Origin of the sequence: Alteromonas portus (assembly GCF_005117025.1) — a bacterium.
Lineage (GTDB): Bacteria > Pseudomonadota > Gammaproteobacteria > Enterobacterales > Alteromonadaceae > Alteromonas > Alteromonas portus.
The window spans coordinates 183248-203964 of the sequence record NZ_SWCO01000008.1; the positions used below are offsets into that span (position 1 = coordinate 183248).

Sequence of the window (20717 nt, forward strand, 5' to 3'; positions counted from 1 at the left end):
ACACCTTTTCATAGTTTACGCTCAATTTTGAGCGCCTGTCACACTATTTAGTTCAGACTATTTTTTGATAGCTATTTGTGGACGTGCAGGATCACTCCACTCGATGTGATACTTTTTACCTGCTGGCTTATCTACACGCTGATAAGTATGTGCACCAAAGTAATCGCGCTGCCCTTGCAGCAAATTAGCAGGTAGCACGGCTGTGCGATACGAATCATAATAGCTAAGAGCCGACATCATTGCAGGGCAAGGCACGCCAGCCAGTGTCGCCTGGGCAATTGACTCACGCCAGTCAGCTTGGTACTGCGTAATTTGTTCCGCAAAGAACGGGTCCAATAGCAAGTTAGCCAAGTCTTCGTTATTCTCGTAAGCCTGAGAAATAGACTGAAGAAATACGGCGCGAATAATACAGCCTGCACGCCATATTTTCGCTATTTCACCAAACTCCAGTGTCCAGCCGTGTTCTTTGCCTGCCATAGCCATTAACTGGAAGCCCTGTGCGTACGCACAGATTTTAGAGCAATAAAGCGCTTGCTCTAGCTTGTTAATGATCGACATTTTCTCATCATCGCTGAACGATGGCGCATCAGGGCCAGCAAGAACCTTGCTTGCAGCTACACGCTCGTCTTTCAAACTAGAAATACTGCGCGCAAATACTGCAGAAGTGATGGTCTGTGCCGGACTACCTACTTGTAATGCGCTTACTGCAGTCCAAAGGCCTGTTCCCTTTTGACCCGCTCTGTCCAGGATGACGTCAACCAATGGCTGCTGTGTTTCTGGGTCCATTTGTTCAAGGACCTCAGCGCTGATTTCCATCAGGTAGCTGTTTAGCTTGCCTTCGTTCCAGCGACGAAACACCTCTGCTATTTCAGCAGGCGCCATATGCAGCGCTTCGCGCATAACATGGTAAGTTTCGCAGATAAGCTGCATGTCGGCGTATTCGATACCATTGTGCACCATTTTTACATAGTGCCCTGCTCCAACCGGACCAATATAGGTCGCGCATGGTTCGCCTTCTAACACTGGCTGACCTGGGGTATGACTTTCTAAAGGTTTACCTGTTTCTGGGTCAACCTTTGCAGCAATCGCTTTAAGAACAGGCTCAATGCGTGTCCATGCATAAGGGTTACCTGAAGGCATAAGAGATGGCCCGAAACGCGCGCCTACTTCACCACCTGACACGGCGGTAGAGAAGAAGATGAATTTGCCTTTGTACTGGTCTTCACGTGCTACAGAGTCCGTCCACAAACTGTTACCAGTATCAACCACAATATCGTCAGCGTGAATTCCAGCGTCAATAAGATGATTACAAACGTGGTCAACGGGATCGCCAGCAGGCACAGAGATAATAATAAGATGCGGGGCTTTTAACTTGCTTAAAAGCTCGGTGTAAGAACTGCAGCCTTCAACACGAGGCTCAGTATTTTCAGCTCTTTCGCTTGCGTCTTTGGCTAGAATAGACTCAACTTTATTTTGGTCTAAATCGAAACACGCTACACGATAGCCATGGTCAACTAGGTTCATGGTAAGCATACTACCCATCACCCCTAAACCGATAAAACCAATATCACACGACTTGTCTTCGTGCGAATTACCACCTTTCTTTTGCATAGGAACACCCTCACATTTCAGATGGCTGCGCATGATACCACCTGAAAGAATAAAGAACAGTCTAAGCTAACAATTTAGTGCGCACTGGTGTAATTGTCACCAGCGGTAAATATTAATGGGTTTTGTAAGCTAAATTGACCAAGATATTGTCACGTAAAGCACATTAACAACGCCCGCGCTTGAACATGCTGTATGAAATTCACACAAAGGTAAAGACTCTGTTTTTTTACTTACTTTAACGCTTACGCGCACTTTATCCCTCGCCGCCTTCGGTGATTGCATTGAGATCATTACCTCAATTACCGTTAGCTACAGGCAATTCACTAACCTATCCAGAAAATTGAGAAAAGCTGAATAGCGTTAGCGATTTACTGGCCTGTAAAAACACTTTCTGAATACAAATTGAAGGCTGTTCTTCAAGAGAGCTGTAGCGCGTATCAAGGTGCATGGTCCAACCCCCTCTAGGAATAACAGAAGGTAAATGAAACCTTACGTCGCTTTCACTTGCGTTAACACACAAAAACCAATGCTCGGGCTTCTGATCGCCCATCACACAACCCTTTATTTCTACCCCAAATGCTTTGTTATGATGCGCATTCCAATCTTCAGACGCTTTGTCAGAACCATCAGGCTTATACCAGTTTATTTCTTTTACATTTCGCGAGAGCGTAAAAGTATCATCATGCAGCTTTAATTCACTTAACAGTGACGACGACTGACGCAAGCGGATCACATACTGGCAGAAGCTAAGAAAATCTTGCTTACGCTTGTTGAGTTCCCAGTTCATCCAGCTGATAGGGTTATCCTGACAGTAAGCATTATTGTTTCCGTTTTGAGTGCGGCTTAATTCATCGCCTCCGAGTATATGCGGCGTACCTTGCGAAAAGATCAACGTGGCAAAAAGGTTGCGCTTTTGACGCTCACGCATAGCGAGAATTTGTTCGTCGTTTGTTTCCCCTTCAATACCATAATTGGCAGATAGGTTGTGTCCATGGCCATCTCGGTTTTCTTCTAAGTTATCAAGATTATGGCGCTCGGCGTAGGTCACCATATCGTGCAGCGTGAACCCATCGTGATATGTCACGTTATTTACCGAGGTACTGATATGTCGATGGCCTTTGTGAAATATATCTCGTGAGCCCATTAAGCGGGTAGCAAAGTCGGCGGTAACGCCATCGTCGCCACGCCAGAAGGCGCGTACCGTATCGCGATACTTGTCGTTCACCTCTAACCATGGAGACGGAAAGTTGCCCACTTGATAACCGCCAGGCCCTATGTCCCAAGGTTCGGCAAGCAGGACTTTTTCTTTTAAAATAGGGTCGCTACTAATGGCTCTTAATAGTCCAGATTTTTTGTTGTATTCTTGTGGCTCTCTTCCCAGGCATACTGCTAAATCGAAACGGAAGCCGTCAACGCCAATTACGGATACCCAGTGGCGCATGGCATCTAAAATAAGCCCCATCATAAATGGCTGCGAAGTATTAACCGTGTTACCACAGCCAGAGTGGTTGGAATAAACCAATTCTCCGTTTTTCGTTTGTTCTAATAAGTACGCTTGATAAGGGCAAAACCCCTTATAAGAAAGAATAGGACCGCCATTGCCTGCCTCTGCTGTATGGTTAAACACCACATCAACAATGACCTCAAGTCCGGCAGTATGATAAGCATCTACCATAGACTTCAATTCGGCCAGCGCGTCTGACACGCCGTAGCGAGGTTCTGGCGCAAAGAAGTTGACCGGGTTATACCCCCAGTAGTTGGTTAAGCCTTTTTCTGTAATAAATGGTTCAGGCATGAATGAACACAATGGCATAAATTGCACCGTGGTTATGCCTAGTGCTTTTAGATGCTTGATAACGCTGGGATGTGCAGCACCGATAAATTTCCCTCGGTGTTCTTTGGGTACATCAGGATGGAGCTTTGTGAGACCTTTTACATGTGCTTCGTATATAACACGCTTGTGTTTCGGAATAACAGGCGCGCTTACATGACTGGGCGCATAATCATTCTGATCAAGTACGATGCACTTGGGGATCATAAATTGAGAGTCGTGTTTATATCGCCTTGCATCCCATTTGATCGCGCGGCTAATTTTCTTGGCATAAGGATCGATAAGTAATTTGTCGGTGGGTACCTCATGTAACCCACCCTTACCGCGTTCCACGCGATAGCCATAATATTGCCCTGCGCTCACGCCGCTAAAGTGACCGTGCCAAACATCACCGGTTTTCTCAGGCAAAGGATGCTCGCTTATGGCTTCTTCTGTGTCGCTGTTGAAAAAGCACAACACAACTGCCTTTGCATCGGGCGCGTACACAGCAAAATTACATCCATTGTGTGTAACTGTTGCACCAAGTGGATGGGGCTCGCCCATTCCACTTTCAACTATTAATGCGGTGTCTCGAATTTCGTTCACTACGTTCTCAATTTATCTATTCGCTAAGGCGTTCTGCCCCAGTCGGATTAATCCATATTGGCAACATAAAATACTGTGGCTAGCGGTGGTAACGTGATTTCTGCAGAGTAAGTACGCTCATTCCAAGGTGTAGGTTGCGTATTTACACTTGAAATAACATCGTAATTACTCCCCCAATATGTACTATCATCTGTGTTCAACGCTAGCGTTAACGTGCATGCATCATCTACGCCTATTCTAAATTTTTCACGCGGTACGGGCGTAAAATTAGACACCACGTAGAGTTTTTGCTTTGCATTTTTTGAGGTTCTTACAAATGAAACTACGCTTTGGTCGGCATTGTTATGGTCCAGCCAGGCAAAGCCTGCTGGTTCATGGTCTTGCTCATAAAGCGCTGGCGTAGACGTATATAAGTGATTGAGCGCTTTATACAGTGCTTGAATGCCTTTGTGTTTTTCGTAATCGAGCAAGTGCCAGTCTAAACTGCTGTCATGATTCCATTCGCGGGCCTGCGCAAGCTCATTTCCCATAAAGTTAAGCTTCTTGCCAGGGTGACCATACATAAAGCCCGCGTAACAACGCAGGTTAGCGGCTTGCTGCCATTCATCGCCAGGCATTTTATGCAGCATACTACCTTTGCCGTGCACCACTTCATCGTGCGAGATAGGCAATACGAAATTTTCGTCGAACGCGTAGACCATGCTGAAAGTGATTTCGCCATGGTGGTAGTTGCGATACGCTGGGTCTTTAGCAATGTAGTGCAGTGAGTCGTGCATCCACCCCATGTTCCACTTAAAGCCAAACCCCAAGCCACCATCAAATACTGGACGAGACACCTTGGGAAACGACGTCGATTCCTCGGCAATCGTCATTGCGTCTGGGAAGTGCTTGTACACTTCTTCATTCATCCATTTCAGTAAGCTGATGGCTTCGTAGTTTTCGTTGCCACCATCCACATTCGGGATCCACTCTCCATCATTGCGTGAATAGTCGAGATAAAGCATAGATGCCACCGCATCTACCCGCAGTCCATCGATATGGAATTTATCTAACCAGAACAACGCATTCGCGACTAAAAACTGACGAACCGTGTCTTTGCCGAAGTCGTAAATACAAGAATTCCAGTCTGGGTGCCAACCTTTTCTCGGGTCTTCATACTCATAAACACATGAACCATCAAATCGCGCCAGGCCATGACCGTCTTCCGGAAAATGCGCAGGTACCCAATCGATAATGACGCCTATACCTGCTTGGTGGGCTTTATCGACAAAATATTTGAAGTCATCTGGGTTTCCAAATCTGCTGGTTGGTGCAAACATCCCCACGGGCTGATAGCCCCATGAACCGTCGAACGGAAACTCGGAAATAGGCAGCAGTTCAACGTGCGTGTAGCCCATGTTGCTTACATAGCTTATTAAGTCATCTGCCAACGCTTTATAAGTAAGATAGCGCGCATCTGTTTCAATGCCAGGCCGCTTCCAAGAGCCAAGATGCACTTCATAAATGCTCATTGGACTGTTGTATTTGTTCTTCTTGCGCTTTTCCATCCACGCATCATCACTCCACTCATAGGCGTTGTGATTGTAAATTTTTGAGGCGTGAGAAGGATATTGCTCTGCACTAAAGCCAAGCGGATCGGCTTTATGCGGTAAGTCATGACCGTGTGCATCCTTGATGTGATACTTGTAGCGCTCTCCCTCTACAAGTTCTGGAACAAACAATACCCAGTATCCCATAGAGGTCTTTTCCATGGGGTGCAAGCGACCATCCCACTGATTGAAATCCCCAATAAGCGACACCGCACTTGCATTAGGTGCGAAAACGCAGAACCTGACGCCTTTTATCGCATCGCCTTGCGATGAAGTAAGTGTTAAAAGTTGCGCGCCCGCCTGCTCGTACAAGTTTGCAGGTTTGCTATCGATATAATGTACCGCATGATAAGCCTGCTCAGAGAATTGGTAAGGGTCGATGTATCCCTCTTTGTTATTCGAGCCTTTAACAGCGACACGATAAACCTCGCCTTGGTATTCTCGAGGCAACGGGGTTTCAAAAAGACCATTTTTGGAGGTAACAGTTACATTGGCTAGCGCTGTGTTCTCCCATTTAATCGTTATTTCAGTGGCATTAGGGCACCAAACGCGAAGTATCGATTTTTGTTTATTGGTAACTACACCTAAATGGGAAAACGGCTGAGAACATAATACCTGTTCGAACTGCTGCGCTAATTGCATTCGCTACTCCTAGTAAAAACCCGCATAGCAGCGGGTTGAATTGAGAGCTTAAATGGGTTGTGCACATTTAAGCTCTATCAAGTACCGTCTTGGTACTTATCTTACTCGTTAAAGTTACCTAGGCAACTGCCCATCATCACTTCTTTGATAATGGCAATTAACCTTGGCTTGCTCGCTTTCTGGCGTGAGTAAGTTTAGACGCTAACTCATTTATATCATGTCTATCAAACATCGACTCGATATTCTCGGTGAGTTTTCTTCGCCAGTTAGGGTATTCGTTAAATGTGCCAGGAATATTTACCGGCTTATCCATCTCTAGCCAGTCCTCTAGCTGCAGGCTTAACAGAGCGCTCGAGCCTCCTGCCATGTGTACCTGCATACCGTTATTGAGTTCGCGATTCATACCCGTATGATTGACATCGCGGCCCACATTGTCGCCAATTGAACCATGCCCATGCAAAGTATCCAGGATTGACTGTTTATTTTCATGACGATCTGCATACAGCGTTTGAAGAATTTCTTCTGTTGGATATAACCCTATCTCTTTGCCTAATTCTAAGTCTAGACAATGCCAGTAACCAATCAATGTCGGCATATCGTGAGTAGTCAACGTAGACATCGACTGAACGGGATAATGGCTAGGCGAGAAGAAACCGCCGTCTTCTGCTTGCTCGAAGAAAAATACACGGTAGGAATACACGCCATTATCAGCGAGCTTGCCGCGAATTTCTTCGGGTACGGTGCCTAGGTCTTCACCAATAACCAAACTTTCATTGCGATGACTTTCTAGCGCTAAAATACCTAACAAATCGTCGACTGGATAATAAATATAACCACCGTCTTTCGCGTGGTCGCCCTTCACTACCCACCACAAACGGAGTAACGCCATAACGTGGTCGATACGCAACGAACCTGAAGACGCCATGTTAGACGCAAACAAGTCAATAATTGGCTGATAGGCTTGTTCGTAAAGCTTGCGAGGATCCATTGGCGGTAAACCCCAATTCTGACCAAGCGGGCCCAAGATATCTGGTGGTGCACCCACACTTGCCCCCGTGCAGTACAGGTCTTTATTACCCCAAATTTCTGCACTGCCTTCGCTCACACCTACCGCAAGGTCGCGATAAAGACCAATAGTCATGCCTGCATCGGTTGCTTTATTACTTGCTGCTTCAAGTTGCTGGGCAGCAATCCATTGAAGGAACAGGTAAAACTTAACTTCATGCTGATTGGCGCTTTTAAACTTAGCCACCGCTGGATTGTGGTAGTCTTTGAATTCCTGTGGAAATACTGGCCAACCCCAGCTTTCCTTACCATCAGCTTTAAGATGTGACTGCAGGGCATCGTACACCGCCAGCATATCTAAGCTTTCTCCGCCCGCTTCTACGAAAGCTTTGAACGCTTTGTTTTGTTTGGTATTTTTGCGAAGGTATTTAACATCATAGACGTCAAATACTGCTTTAAGCGCAGCCAATTTCACATGCGCTACCGCCTCGTAGTCTACGTGTTCTACACTACGCGCATGCTCAAGCGTTGCTTTAAATTCATCACTGCTGACTACCGTTTGCACTGATGCATCGTCGTAGCCGTCGATGGCAGTTACATCGATATACAAATAATTAAGCCAGCGACGTGAGCTTGGGCCATAAGGCGAGCACGCATTAGGATTTGCTGGATAAAGCGCATGAATTGGATTAAGCCCAATAAAATCTGCGCCAACGCCAGCGGCTTTTTCAATTAGAAGCGCCAGGTCTGTAAAGTCACCTATACCCCAGTTCTTTTCACTGCGTACACAATAAAGCTGAACGCTTAGGCCCCATATTTTTTTGCCTTCTTTGATCTCGCTCGGCGTGTAACACGCTTCTGGTGCCACTATTAAGCGCGAGTGTGCAAACTCATCGTCATCAGCACTTAGAGCAACATCATGGTACCCAAGTGGTAAATCCAAAGGTAGAGTTACAACGTACTCATGAAATTCTACATCATCGATATGCGCCATTGTCGTCATTTCTTGATCTACTGGCGTAAATTGATGGGTGAGTACGTCACCATTTTCACAGGTTACGGTAAGCGTGTGGTCATCGTTTACTAACTCAATAGGCAAACGCACCGCCAAAATAATGTCTTGAGTATTTCGAACCACCTGAACAGGATTTAACGGCGACAACCATACCGATTTAATATCTTGTGTAATTTGTGACTGAATTTTTTCATCACTGCTGGTGTCATAACCAAGCGTGTTTAGCAGTTTTGCTTTACTCGATTCTGCGATGGTTGCTGGTTTTCCCCATGCGTCGACGTATTGGGTTTCTATTCCCCGCATTTCAACCAGTTGTTGCAGAAGTTGTTGTGTCATGGTGTGTCATTCCTGTTATTCGGTGAAAGACGCACTGCCAGAGGTGCTAGGTGCGTCTACAAACAAATTTTTAACATTATTCTAGAAACAAGGGCTTAGCGATATGTGAATACGATTGCAATAGCACTAATTCGTAATTTTGCAACACTTTGGCTTTTTATTTTGCTAATTATGGCATTTTGATCCATACTTTACGTAATTTATTTTCATTTTATTTGAACAATCGGGGTACGTTATGACAATTCGCATCGGTATCAATGGTTTTGGCCGTATTGGTCGCCTAGTAATGCGTGCAGCAGCAGAGCGCAACGACATTGAAGTTGTTGCAATTAACGACTTGCTAGACACAGATTACATTGCTTATCTTTTGAAATACGACTCGACGCACGGTTTATTCGACGGTGAAGTTACAGTAGATAACAATAGTCTAGTTGTAAACGGCAAAACTATCCGTATTACTTCAGAAAGAGATCCAGCTGCGCTTAAGTGGGATGAAGTAGATGTTGACGTAGTTGTTGAATCTACCGGTCTATTCCTAACTAAAGAAACGGCGGCAAAGCACATTGAAGCAGGCGCGAAGAAAGTGGTTATGTCTGCGCCTTCTAAAGACGACACGCCAATGTTCGTAATGGGCGTGAACCAAGAAAGCTACGCAGGTGAAACTATCGTTTCTAACGCGTCGTGTACTACTAACTGTCTTGCTCCACTGGCGAAAGTTCTAAACGACAAGTTTGGTATCGTAGACGGTCTGATGACTACTGTTCACGCTACTACAGCAACGCAAAAAACCGTAGACGGTCCTTCAATGAAAGATTGGCGTGGTGGTCGTGGTGCGGGTCAAAACATCATTCCATCATCAACTGGTGCTGCAAAAGCAGTAGGCAAAGTTATCCCTGAGCTTAACGGTAAGCTAACGGGTATGGCTTTCCGTGTACCTACGCCAAACGTTTCAGTAGTAGACCTTACTGTAAACCTTGCGAAGCCAGCTAGCTACGATGAAATCTGCGCAGCAATGAAAGAAGCGTCAGAAGGCGAACTTAAAGGTATCATGGGTTACACCGAAGATGCGGTTGTTTCTAACGATTTCCTTGGCGACGCGCGTACATCGGTATTCGACGCGACTGCAGGTATCGCGCTTACAGACACATTCGTTAAGCTTGTTTCTTGGTACGACAACGAATGGGGCTACTCAAACAAGGTTCTTGACCTAGTAGCGCATATTTCTAAGTAATTCATGAAATAAAGAACAAATAGTTAAACTATTTGTTCTAAAGTTGAGTTAATCTAAGGGTGCAACCTTGTGTTTGCACCCTTTTTTATTTTTATCGCGCGATATATAAAGACGGTTTCCCAGCGACAATCATCTTCCTGTCGCTCATTTTGTGATTTTTGTATTCGGTCCAAGGAGGACTTATGTCACCTGTTAATTCAGTTACCGTTAGTGAATCAAACGGCCTTACTTTTTTGGACGTGGATAATGCATTAGCCACTGCGCGAATTAGTTTATTTGGCGGCCATATTTTATCTTTTGTTCCTAAAAGTGATAACAAAGAGCGACTATGGGTGAGTCCACACGCATACTTAAATGGCGAGCGTCCAATTCGCGGAGGAATTCCTGTTTGTTGGCCATGGTTTAGTGATGACCACGGTCGCGAAAAAGGCGCCCTGCCCGCTCACGGATTTTTAAGAACCCAAGTCTGGAAACTTATTGGTTCAAAAGACTCTGACAGCGGCACTACTATTACGTTATCACCTAGTTTTAGTCGCGCCGAAGGGTTCGAAAATGATTGTTCTGTGACTATGGTTGTAACCGTTGGTAAAACGATGGAAGTGTCTTTGATAACTGAAAACACCGGCGTTGCTCCCTTTAGTTTTAATTGTGCGTTACACACTTATTTTCACGTCGAACACATTCAGCAGACATGTTTAAAGGGTATTAAAGGCCAATATAAAGACAAACTTGATGCTTGGGCGTTAAAAGAAACGCCGTCGCCTTACACCATTACCGGTGAAACAGACCGAATCCATCTAGAGCCAATCAAAACGGCCGAAATTGAAGTTGACGGCAGTGTATACACCGAGGTTGTCTCGCACGGTAATGATTCACTTGTTGTGTGGAATCCTTGGCAAGGTGCGGCGTCTATTTCAGACATGGACCTGTTTGGTTATAAACATATGCTATGCGTAGAAACATCGCTAACACAAGGCAAAACCTTGACTCCAGGCGCTAGTCATACGCTAAAACAAACTATCATCCCACGGTGAGTATCAGTTGTTAATATTTTAGTAGTGGAGCTAATAAAGCGCCACTACTGCGACCAATCCAACCTAAATCAATATTAAACGCTGGTGTAGTTATATGCTTTTCAATGGAATGAAGCTCAAGGGTAAAAAATTAAAGTTAGTTAGATTGTTGTTTCTCTTTTTTATGGCGATGTCTTTATCGGGCTGTGCCCGCCTTATTGCTTATCAAATAGCCACTCAACATACCCCCTCAGTAAGTGGAAATTTGTCTGAGACATTTAAAACATCACGTCTTTGTTCAACTAGTAGTGAATGCATTAGAGTTCAACGTTCGCCAGATATCGCAGTAAGCCAAATGGAATTTTCTCTCACCATCAACAATAAAACTAAGGTATGGACTTTTAAAGATAGTGGAAGAGGTAGCACAAGTGATGGACGTCATTTGATATTTATTTTTCCAGGGTACGGCACCGCGAAAGCTATTGTGGCTATGCATCAACAATGGCTTACGTTAATGACGGGCGCCGATGTGATAGTCGTTGAAAGCGCAGATAGCGCTGAACATTTTGCTTTTGGTCTGAACGCCGTCACTCCAATAGTTTCAGCAATCGAAGAGCAAAAGCCAACTAAAGTAGATTTAATCGGCATTTCTATGGGAAGCGTCGCCGCGTTTCACATTGCATCCAAGATTGAAGGGGCGCGACTACACTTGATTGCGCCAATGACAGACTTCCATCACTCTACATTGGCGCTATGGAATATTTTGCACAGAGATAAAGTGTATTCATCATTTATATCTAAGCAGAACATTGAAGACGCTGTAGCTATTGTATACAGCAATGCAAAAGCTGAGGAAAGTGACATAGACATCATAGGGAAATTAAAACAATCCCCTCTTACGACCTATGTTTACACTTCACCCGCCGACAGAGTCGCTCTAGAGCGAGATTGGGAACTTGTTAATAGCTCAGGTATCACACAACACTCTTTTCCAAACTTGAATCACTTAGAAATGTCTTCATTAATGGATGAAAAACTATTGGCGCGCTTTGTTTCTAATCTATTAAATACGGACGTTGAGAGAAGTCTGCACACAACTGGTGTGATATGTGAGTCAAATCAAAAAACATGTGGGAAAGGTTCATAAAGGGTTATTAAATGACGCGTAACATTGCTATGCCCACCACGAAACCACAGACTCTATCTTCGTAAAAACAAAGCTCTTTTACAAATAAAAAAGAGACGCTATAAGCGTCTCTTTTTTCATTCTCTACAGCTTTAAAATGGCAACTTATTCCCTTAAAAGAAATAAGGTTGTCGTATCTTACTGCTTAGCACCCGCTACAGCTTCTTTAGCCAACTGCGTGATGCGTGCCCAGTCTCCTGACTCAATTGCATCATCTGGCGCTAACCACGAACCACCCACGCACTTCACATTTTTAAGCGCTAAGTAATCGTTGTAGTTATTTGGGCCAATTCCACCTGTTGGACAGAAGGTTACATCAGGGAATGGACCACTAATAGACTTAATAGCCTTAACACCACCTGACGCCTCTGCAGGGAAGAATTTCATGTGGGTATAACCCGCATCCTTGCCCTTCATTAGATCAGACGTTGAAGAAATTCCAGGGATTAGTGGTATTTCTGCATCCATACCCGCTTTAAGTAGGTCAGCGGTCATGCCTGGGCTAATTGCGAACTTAGCACCCGCTTCAACAACTGCTTTTAGCTGTTGCGCATTAGTAACCGTTCCCGCTCCAATAAGAGAGTCAGGTACTTCTTGTGCAATTCGCTTAATTACGTCGATTGCTGCAGGCGTACGCAAAGTAACTTCTAGTACTTTAATACCACCTTCCATTAGCGCTTTTGCCAGAGGAACAGCTTTTTCTACGTCGTTGATAACCAAAACAGGTACAACTGGACCGGCCGCAAAAATTTCCTCTGGAGAGGTTTTCCATTTCGATGTCATAATTTAGCTCGCTGTATTTTGATTCAGATATGCAGCCGCACCTAACAAACCGTGATCAGGTTCTGCAATTAAATAGGTGGGAATGTCTTTTACGTAATGCTTCATTTGCCCTTTTGCTTCAAAACGCGCTCTAAAGTCGCTGTTTTGTATAAACTCAGGGAAACGGTTCGCAATACCGCCACCAATAAAGATGCCGCCAGTCGTTGCCATGTTCAGCGCTAAGTTACCCGCAAAACTTCCCATAATTCGGCAAAACTGAGTCAGCGTTGCTTTAGCCAACTCACATGTTCCATTTAATGCTGCTTCGGTAATCTGCGCAGGCTCGGTAAATGCAACAGGGGCAGATGCATTGTTTGCCAACGCGGTATAAATATTCTGTAAACCACGTCCCGACATCACTTCTTCAGCAGAAGCGCGACCTAGCGTAGTTTGCAGATGACGCCATACCACAACATCGGTTTCATCGACAGGAGCGAAATCTACATGACCACCCTCTCCGTCTAATGTTTGCCAACCTGATGAGGTCATAGTGATATGCTCAACGCCAAGACCGGTGCCCGGGCCAAATACTGCAATGTTGCCATTTTCTTTGGCTGTACCTTCCCCAATCTGAATAACTTGCTCTTTACCTAACACAGGCAAAGAATGAGCTACTGCGGTGAAATCGTTGATCACAAACAGCGCATCTAGCTTCAGCTGAGAGCGCAGAGCATTTTGAGAAAACGCCCAGCTGTGGTTAGTCATTACGACTTGATCACCTAGTACAGGGCATGCAATCGCGATACAACCTTGGGTAAACGTATGCTCTGGCGTGTCTGCAAAATACTGTGAAATGGCTAAATCAATGCTAGCAAAGTCGTTGCACATGTACTTTTTAATATCAGTGACGCCCGACTCGGTTACTCTCGCAACACGAATATTGGTACCGCCAACGTCAGCCACAAACTTCTGGCTCATTATGCTTGCTCCTGCGTGTAAAACAGTGAACACGCCCCTTCTTCTGCGCCAGTAAGGATTGCACGCATTCCCGCGAACATTTCACGTCCCATACCAACATGATGCTTCGCCAAGTTAGCTGGCGCAGCTTCACGAGTGGCAAGCGTTTCTTCATCAACATGCAGGGTAAGCGCACCGGTTTCGGTATTAAGCTCAATGATGTCGCCTTCTTGCACTTTAGCAAGCAAACCACCTTTATACGCTTCTGGTGTTACGTGGATAGCAGCAGGCACCTTACCAGATGCACCTGACATACGACCGTCAGTAACAAGAGCTACTTTAAATCCACGGTCTTGCAGTACACCTAGCGGCGGGGTTAAGCGGTGAAGCTCTGGCATACCAATGGCCGATGGACCTTGGAAACGCACAACCACGATGCAGTCTTTATCTAACTTGCCAGATTTAAACGCGTCATCCAGTTCAAACTGATCTTCAAACACAACCGCTGGCGCTTTGATGTTGCAGTGAGGCGTACGAAGCGCTGAGGTTTTGATAACACCACGACCCAAGTTGCCGTCTAGTACACTTAAGCCGCCATCTGGCTTAAACGGTGCTTCTACGGTTGCAAGTACCTCTTTGTCTAGTGATTCTGAAGGGCCATCACGCCATTCTAGCTCACCGTCTTTTAGCACTGGCTCTTTGGTGTATAAATCTAAGCCTTCACCTACAATCGTTTTCACGTCGTTGTGAAGTAGACCCGCATCTAGCAGTTGTTTAATAAGTAAAGACATACCGCCAGCGGCAACAAAGTGATTGATGTCTGCTGAACCGTTAGGATATATGCGTGTCAGTAGAGGCACAGCATTTGAAATGTCTGAGAAGTCATCCCAATTAACGATGTAGCCAGCAGCACGAGCAACCGCGATAAGGTGCATAGTGTGGTTAGTAGAACCACCCGTTGCTAGTAAGCCAACAAGGCCGTTTACAATGGCCTTAGCATCTACAATGTGGCCAATTGGCGTGTAATTGTCACCGAGATCAGTTAGACGAGTTGCTTGAACCGCAGCCGCTTTCGTTAGTGCATCACGCAGTGGCGTGCCTGGATTGACAAAAGAAGAGCCTGGTAAATGCAAGCCCATCATTTCAACCACAAGCTGATTTGAGTTAGCTGTGCCGTAGAAGGTACAAGTACCAGCTGAATGGTAAGACTGGGATTCAGCTTCTAGTAGTGCGTCACGGCCTACTTTACCTTCAGCAAATTCCTGACGAACGCGGGCTTTTTCTTTATTTGGCAAGCCTGATGGCATAGGACCGGCTGGAACAAAAACAGTTGGCAAGTGACCAAATGTTAGTGCCCCCATTAGAAGCCCGGGTACTATTTTGTCGCAAATACCCAGCATCAGCGCACTATCAAACATGTTGTGTGAGAGCGCGATAGCCGCACCTTGAGCGATGTTGTCACGGCTCATTAGGCTTAAGTCCATACCAGACTGCCCTTGAGTAACACCATCGCACATTGCAGGTACACCGCCAGCAAACTGCGCAACACTGCCCACGTCTTTTACCGCTTCGCGAATAAGCGCAGGGTAAGTTTCATAAGGCTGGTGAGCAGAAAGCATGTCATTGTATGCTGACACAATAGCCACGTTGGCTTTGGTCATGGAACGAAGATCAGCCTTTTCACTTGTACCACATGCTGCAAAGCCGTGAGCCAAGTTACCACACGACAACACACCACGGTGTGGTCCTTGACGACGTGCGGCTTCAATCTTTTCTAAATACGCTTTACGCGTCTCTTTACTACGCTCGATAATTCGTTGCGTAACTTCAGCAATTTTTGGATTCACTTTTGTCTCCTATGGCGCCCACATCAGGGTGACCGGTGCTCTATTCACAACGGCAGTGATGGGCTTTTGCGCTTCGGTAGCATTTTCAATAGCGTCTAAAAGCACTTGCTTTTTCTTTTCACCAGTTAAGTGTAAAAAGATATTTCTACTATTGAGTAACGCAGGTAGCGTTAATGAAATACGTTGGTGAGGTGCTGTTGTAGGTTGAACAGCGATGCAGGTTCTGCCGCTGCTCATATCTAAGCCGTCAAGTACTTGCTCTGAACAAGGGAAAAGCGACGCAGTGTGTCCGTCTTCCCCCATGCCAAGAATTAATGCATCGAAAGGCTGTGACATGCTAGCCAGATTTGACTCAGCTGCATTTACGCCTTCATTTGCATCGTCAACATCGCTTTTCAATTCGATAAAACGTGCTGCTGCGGCTTTATTTTGAATTAGGTTCTTTTTTACTAAGCTGGTGTTGCTGGCTTCGTGGCCTTCTTCAACCCAGCGTTCGTCGGCAAGGGTAATATCAACCTTATCCCACTCTAAATCGGTCTCGCTTAGCTGTTTGAAAAGCGCAAGTGGAGTACGCCCCCCACTCACCACTAGCGAAGCACGACCGCGAGTTTTAATACCTGTTTTCAAGATACTGACTAAGTCTTGCGCAAATGCATCCGTCAGTGCGTCAGGTGTTTCAAATGATAGAGTTGTTAACGCCATATTATTTCTTCTTCACAGTTTTGCTTTCATACCAGCTGCGATTTTCACGCGCAAGAAGGCCTATAGAATCCACCGGGCCCCATGTACCTGCTTGATACGGCTCTGGCGGCTCACTCGATTGCTTCCACGCTTCAAGAATTGAGTCTACCCACGTCCACGCTTGTTCAATTTCATCGCGACGTACGAATAGCGCCTGATTACCCAGCATTACTTCAAGCAGTAACTTTTCGTATGCGTCAGGAATGCGCTCGTCAGCAAAGGCTTCCGAGAAGCTTAAGTTTAGCTTGGACTTTTGAAGATCCATTGAACCTGAACTAGTAAGACCAGGGACTTTATTCATTACCGTGATTTCTACACCTTCATCAGGTTGAAGACGAATAACCAGCTTATTAGGTGGAAGGTTCTTAAAGCTGTCGCCGAATAAGTTATGCGGCTGACGCTTAAAGTAAATAACAACTTCACTCACCTTAGTCGGCATGCGCTTACCTGTACGCAGGTAGAAAGGCACTCCTGCCCAACGCCAGTTATCAATTTCAGCTTTAATGGCAATAAAGGTTTCAGTTTTACTCTGTGTATTGGCACCTTCTTCTTCAAGGTATCCCGGCACTTCCTCGCCCTTCACAAAACCAGAGGTATACTGCCCGCGAACCGTGCTGTCGTTAATGTTGAACGAGTTGATTGGACGAAGCGCCTTGAGTACTTTCAGCTTTTCGTCACGAATGCTATCCGCATCTAGCGTTGTTGGCGGCTCCATTGCAACCAAGCTTAAAATTTGCAACAGGTGGTTTTGCACCATGTCACGCATTTGACCTGCATCGTCGAAATAACCCCAGCGCCCTTCAATACCGACTGATTCCGCTACTGAAATTTGAACATGGTCAATACAGTTGTGGTCCCAGTTAGTGGCAAAAATAGAGTTAGCAAAACGAAGCGAGACTAGGTTAAGAACGGTTTCTTTGCCTAAGTAGTGGTCTATGCGGTAAATCTGTTTCTCGTCGAAGTATTCCGCAACTTGTTCGTTGATGACTTTTGAAGACGCTAAGTCGTGACCGATTGGCTTTTCAAGCACCACGCGAACGCTAGAATCAATAATTTTGCAGCTGTGAAGTCCACGGCAAATATCGCCGTAAATCGCAGGAGGAGTTGCTAAGTAACACACCATTGTGCGGGTCGGGTCGACGTGATCGTCAAGTACGCAATAGCTTTCAACGTCTTTCATGTCAACGCATGCATAATGCAGACGCGCTTTCATTTTTTCCCAAGTGGCTTCACATAAGTTCTTTTCACCGAATTTAATAAGGTTAGCGTGAACTTCTTCAATATACGCTTCTAGCTCCATTTCCTGACGCGCCACACCAACAATCGTGGTTTCAGGGTGCATCAAGTTAGCTTTTTCTAATTGATAGAGAGAAGGCAGCAACTTGCGTCGTGAAAGATCACCCAAAGTACCGAAAAGTACAAAATCACAGGGTTCGTAGGAATTATCCAATACCATATTCGTCGACCTTTTAAAATGTATATGTCCGTAGTGTATCGTACCGTTATTTACAACACTAACGACTATTTTTACCGTATAGTTAACACCAAATGTAGTAAAATTACAACTTGAACCAACTATAGGATCTGAATCTTTACTATTTCCCTCAGTTTACCCTCTTTTACCCCGTTACAAACAACAAAATTTGTCAAAAAATTACATTTTTCTTGTCACAGACGTCACATTGGGTACTATTATGAATGTACCTTACAATAAATTGTGCTAACTAATTGCTATATCTGTATGAACATTTTAGAAAAAATCACACAAAATCAAGCGGCATTCAGTAAATCTGAGAAAAAGGTAGCTGAAGTTATTTTAGCAAACCCTCAAACAGCCATTCATTCGAGTATAGCAACCCTAGCTAAGATGTCGGATGTTAGTGAGCCTACTGTAAACCGTTTCTGTCGAAGACTAGACACCAAAGGCTTTCCAGACTTTAAACTTCATTTGGCTCAAAGTTTAGCCAACGGCACGCCTTATGTTAACCGTCATGTTGACGAAAACGACAGCCCAGATGAGTATACAAACAAGATTTTTGAATCGACCATGGCATCACTTGAAGTGGCTCGTCAGTCAGTCAACGTGCATGTTGTTAATCGCGTGGTGGATTTACTCACCCAAGCTCAAAAGATTTCTTTCTTTGGGTTAGGCGCTTCTGCTTCTGTTGCTCACGACGCGCTGAACAAGTTCTTCCGATTCAATGTACCCGTAGTCTACTTTGAAGATATTCTTATGCAGCGCATGAGCTGTATGAATTGCTCTGCTGGGGACGTGGTTGTACTTATTAGCCACACGGGCCGTACCAAAAGCCTTGTTGAAATAGCTCAGATTGCTAGGATGAACGATGCGACTGTTGTGGGAATAACATCAGCTGAAAGCCCACTTGCCCAAGAGTGCAGCTACGTATTGTCCTTGGAAGTACCTGAAGATACTGACATGTATATGCCGATGGCTTCTCGTATTGCTCAACTGACCCTTATTGACGTATTGGCAACAGGGTTTACATTGCGCCGAGGCAATAAATTCAGAGAAAACCTTAAACGAGTTAAAGACACCTTACGTGGTTCTCGTTATGAAAAGCGCGGGGATTAAGAATCCGTTCAATGCTCGTTTTTAAACATTTAAAAGCTTAGTTACTTCAAGCTTAAAAGTTTTCAAAAACGCCCAACTGGTCGAGCCAGTTGGGCGTTTTTGTTTATTTCGTTCACATTTTTGTCAAATTCAACTATTATTCTGTAATAAAATTACGTAAAGCGATTACAGGCATACCGAAGAAACGCGTAGCCTATCACTCTTTGTCTTTTCTAACTTAGAAACAGCGACGGAATCACATGACTAGAAGAACGAAAATTCTTGCCACCCTAGGACCTGCCACAGACTCACTCGAAAAGATTCAGGCACTTATTGCCGCAGGCGCAAACACAGTGCGTATGAACTTTTCACACGGACAAGCTGAAGATCATATTGAACGTGCAAAACGGGTTCGCCAAGCAGCGAAGAACCTAGGTAAATACGTAGCCATTTTAGGCGACCTTCAAGGACCAAAAATCCGTGTTGCGCGTTTTGCCGAGGGTGCTGTTCGTCTAGAAGTCGGTGCTAAGTTTATATTAGATGCAGAGCTAGGCCGTGACGAAGGTGATATCAATCAAGTAGGTATTGACTACAAAGCGCTTCCTGACGATGTATCAGCAGGCGATATTCTTCTTCTGGACGACGGACGTATTCAACTTCGCGTAACAGGCGTTGAAGGACGCAAAGTGCTCACTGAAGTTACCGTTGGTGGAAAGCTTTCAAACAATAAAGGTATTAATCGCCAAGGCGGTGGTCTTTCTGCTGATGCCCTTACCGATAAAGATAAAGAAGATATCAAAACTGCAGCAAAAATCGGTGTTGATTACCTAGCGGTGTCATTCCCAAGAAGCGGTGCAGATTTAAACTACGCACGAGAACTTGCAGAAGCAGCAGGCTGCTATGCAAAGATTTGTGCGAAAGTCGAACGAGCTGAAACCGTCGCTTCTGACGAAGCTATGGATGATATTATCTCTGCATCAGATGCTGTAATGGTAGCTCGCGGTGATTTGGGTGTAGAAATTGGAGACGCAGAGCTCGTTGGCGTTCAGAAGAAATTAATTGCCCGCTCTCGCCAACTAAACAAGGTTGTTATTACTGCGACTCAAATGATGGAGTCGATGATTGACAGCCCTATGCCAACGCGTGCAGAAGTAATGGATGTTGCAAACGCCGTACTTGATGGCACTGATGCGGTTATGCTTTCGGCTGAAACTGCTGCGGGTAACTTCCCCATCGAGACAGTTGCAGCTATGGCTCGCGTTTGTGAAGGTGCAGAAACCCACCCAAGCATTAAGATTTCTAAGCACCGTATGGATCAGAAGTTCTCGTCAACAAGCGAGTCAATTGCACTATCTGCTGTGTACGCTGCTAACCACTTGCCAAGTATTAAAGCTATTGTAGGTTTGACAGAAAGCGGAACTACCCCAACGTTGATGTCTCGCATTACAACATCTTTGCCAATTATTGCTATGTCTCGTCACGAATCTACACTTAATACCATGGCATTATGCCGTGGTGTGAAGCCGGTTTACTTCGACTCGTCAAATAGCGAACCAGGTAAATTGAAATATGATGTAATTGCATCGCTTAAAGAAAAAGGTTTAGTGAAAAGTGGTGACAGTATCATCTTGACCTACGGCGATGAAATGGAAAAAGTGGGCGCAACCAATACGTTAAAAATCGTAGACGTTGAATAACCATAATAATGAAAAATGCGAAGCAAATGCTTCGCTTTTTTTTGCCTGTATTTTATTTCGGGCGTGATAAGTGATAACAAAAAAGGCCCCTAACGCA

General features: G+C 45.0%; 14 protein-coding genes. 5 read left to right on the plus strand and 9 right to left on the minus strand.

The features are described 5' to 3' along the window. Positions 1 to 57: 57 nt before the first annotated feature. From gndA to malQ, 4 genes are all read right to left on the minus strand, one after another. Positions 58 to 1611, minus strand: a complete 1554-nt coding sequence (gndA, locus tag E5672_RS14515) for an NADP-dependent phosphogluconate dehydrogenase (protein ID WP_136782849.1) — start codon at positions 1609 to 1611, stop codon at positions 58 to 60. A 328-nt stretch (positions 1612 to 1939) separates the two neighbouring features. Next, the gene (gene glgX, locus E5672_RS14520; RefSeq protein ID WP_136782850.1) at positions 1940 to 4027 is read right to left on the minus strand and encodes a glycogen debranching protein GlgX; all 2088 of its coding nucleotides are present in this window, start codon (positions 4025 to 4027) and stop codon (positions 1940 to 1942) included. Between the two features lie 47 nt (positions 4028 to 4074). Next, positions 4075 to 6258 carry a 1,4-alpha-glucan branching protein GlgB gene (glgB, locus tag E5672_RS14525; protein WP_136782851.1) on the minus strand — a complete coding sequence of 728 codons (2184 nt, stop codon included), beginning with the start codon at positions 6256 to 6258 and terminating at the stop codon, positions 4075 to 4077. Positions 6259 to 6415: 157 nt separating this feature from the next. Beyond that, the gene (malQ, locus tag E5672_RS14530; protein ID WP_136782852.1) at positions 6416 to 8614 is read right to left on the minus strand and encodes a 4-alpha-glucanotransferase; all 2199 of its coding nucleotides are present in this window, start codon (positions 8612 to 8614) and stop codon (positions 6416 to 6418) included. Between the two features lie 235 nt (positions 8615 to 8849). Between malQ and gap the strand changes: the two genes are divergently transcribed. The 3 genes from gap to E5672_RS14545 all read left to right on the plus strand — a co-directional run bounded on the left by gap (position 8850) and on the right by E5672_RS14545 (position 12005). Then, positions 8850 to 9845, plus strand: a complete 996-nt coding sequence (gene gap, locus E5672_RS14535) for a type I glyceraldehyde-3-phosphate dehydrogenase (protein ID WP_014976817.1) — start codon at positions 8850 to 8852, stop codon at positions 9843 to 9845. Positions 9846 to 10027: 182 nt separating this feature from the next. Beyond that, the gene (locus E5672_RS14540; RefSeq protein WP_136782853.1) at positions 10028 to 10879 is read left to right on the plus strand and encodes a D-hexose-6-phosphate mutarotase; all 852 of its coding nucleotides are present in this window, start codon (positions 10028 to 10030) and stop codon (positions 10877 to 10879) included. Positions 10880 to 11024: 145 nt separating this feature from the next. Continuing rightward, positions 11025 to 12005, plus strand: coding sequence for a hypothetical protein (locus E5672_RS14545; protein ID WP_136782854.1), 981 nt, complete (start codon positions 11025 to 11027; stop codon positions 12003 to 12005). Positions 12006 to 12182: 177 nt separating this feature from the next. Here E5672_RS14545 and E5672_RS14550 read toward each other — a convergent pair whose 3' ends face one another. The 5 genes from E5672_RS14550 to zwf are packed head-to-tail and all read right to left on the minus strand — an operon-like array spanning position 12183 to position 17807. Further along, positions 12183 to 12827, minus strand: a complete 645-nt coding sequence (locus E5672_RS14550; protein WP_136782855.1) for a bifunctional 4-hydroxy-2-oxoglutarate aldolase/2-dehydro-3-deoxy-phosphogluconate aldolase — start codon at positions 12825 to 12827, stop codon at positions 12183 to 12185. A 3-nt stretch (positions 12828 to 12830) separates the two neighbouring features. Further along, positions 12831 to 13784, minus strand: coding sequence for a glucokinase (locus E5672_RS14555; RefSeq protein WP_136782856.1), 954 nt, complete (start codon positions 13782 to 13784; stop codon positions 12831 to 12833). After that, positions 13784 to 15610, minus strand: a complete 1827-nt coding sequence (gene edd / locus E5672_RS14560; RefSeq protein WP_136782857.1) for a phosphogluconate dehydratase — start codon at positions 15608 to 15610, stop codon at positions 13784 to 13786. The genes E5672_RS14555 and edd overlap by 1 nt, the downstream gene beginning before the upstream one ends. Before the next feature lie 9 nt (positions 15611 to 15619). Then, positions 15620 to 16312 carry a 6-phosphogluconolactonase gene (pgl, locus tag E5672_RS14565; protein ID WP_136782858.1) on the minus strand — a complete coding sequence of 231 codons (693 nt, stop codon included), beginning with the start codon at positions 16310 to 16312 and terminating at the stop codon, positions 15620 to 15622. A 1-nt stretch (position 16313) separates the two neighbouring features. Beyond that, positions 16314 to 17807 (minus strand): glucose-6-phosphate dehydrogenase, encoded by a 1494-nt coding sequence (gene zwf / locus E5672_RS14570; RefSeq protein WP_136782859.1) that lies wholly within the window; start codon positions 17805 to 17807, stop codon positions 16314 to 16316. Between the two features lie 285 nt (positions 17808 to 18092). Here zwf and E5672_RS14575 point away from each other — a divergent pair, with 285 nt between their 5' ends. Both E5672_RS14575 and pyk read left to right on the plus strand, forming a co-directional pair. Beyond that, positions 18093 to 18944 carry a MurR/RpiR family transcriptional regulator gene (locus E5672_RS14575; protein ID WP_136782860.1) on the plus strand — a complete coding sequence of 284 codons (852 nt, stop codon included), beginning with the start codon at positions 18093 to 18095 and terminating at the stop codon, positions 18942 to 18944. Between the two features lie 239 nt (positions 18945 to 19183). Beyond that, positions 19184 to 20620 carry a pyruvate kinase gene (gene pyk, locus E5672_RS14580; protein ID WP_136782861.1) on the plus strand — a complete coding sequence of 479 codons (1437 nt, stop codon included), beginning with the start codon at positions 19184 to 19186 and terminating at the stop codon, positions 20618 to 20620. Positions 20621 to 20717 lie beyond the last annotated feature (97 nt).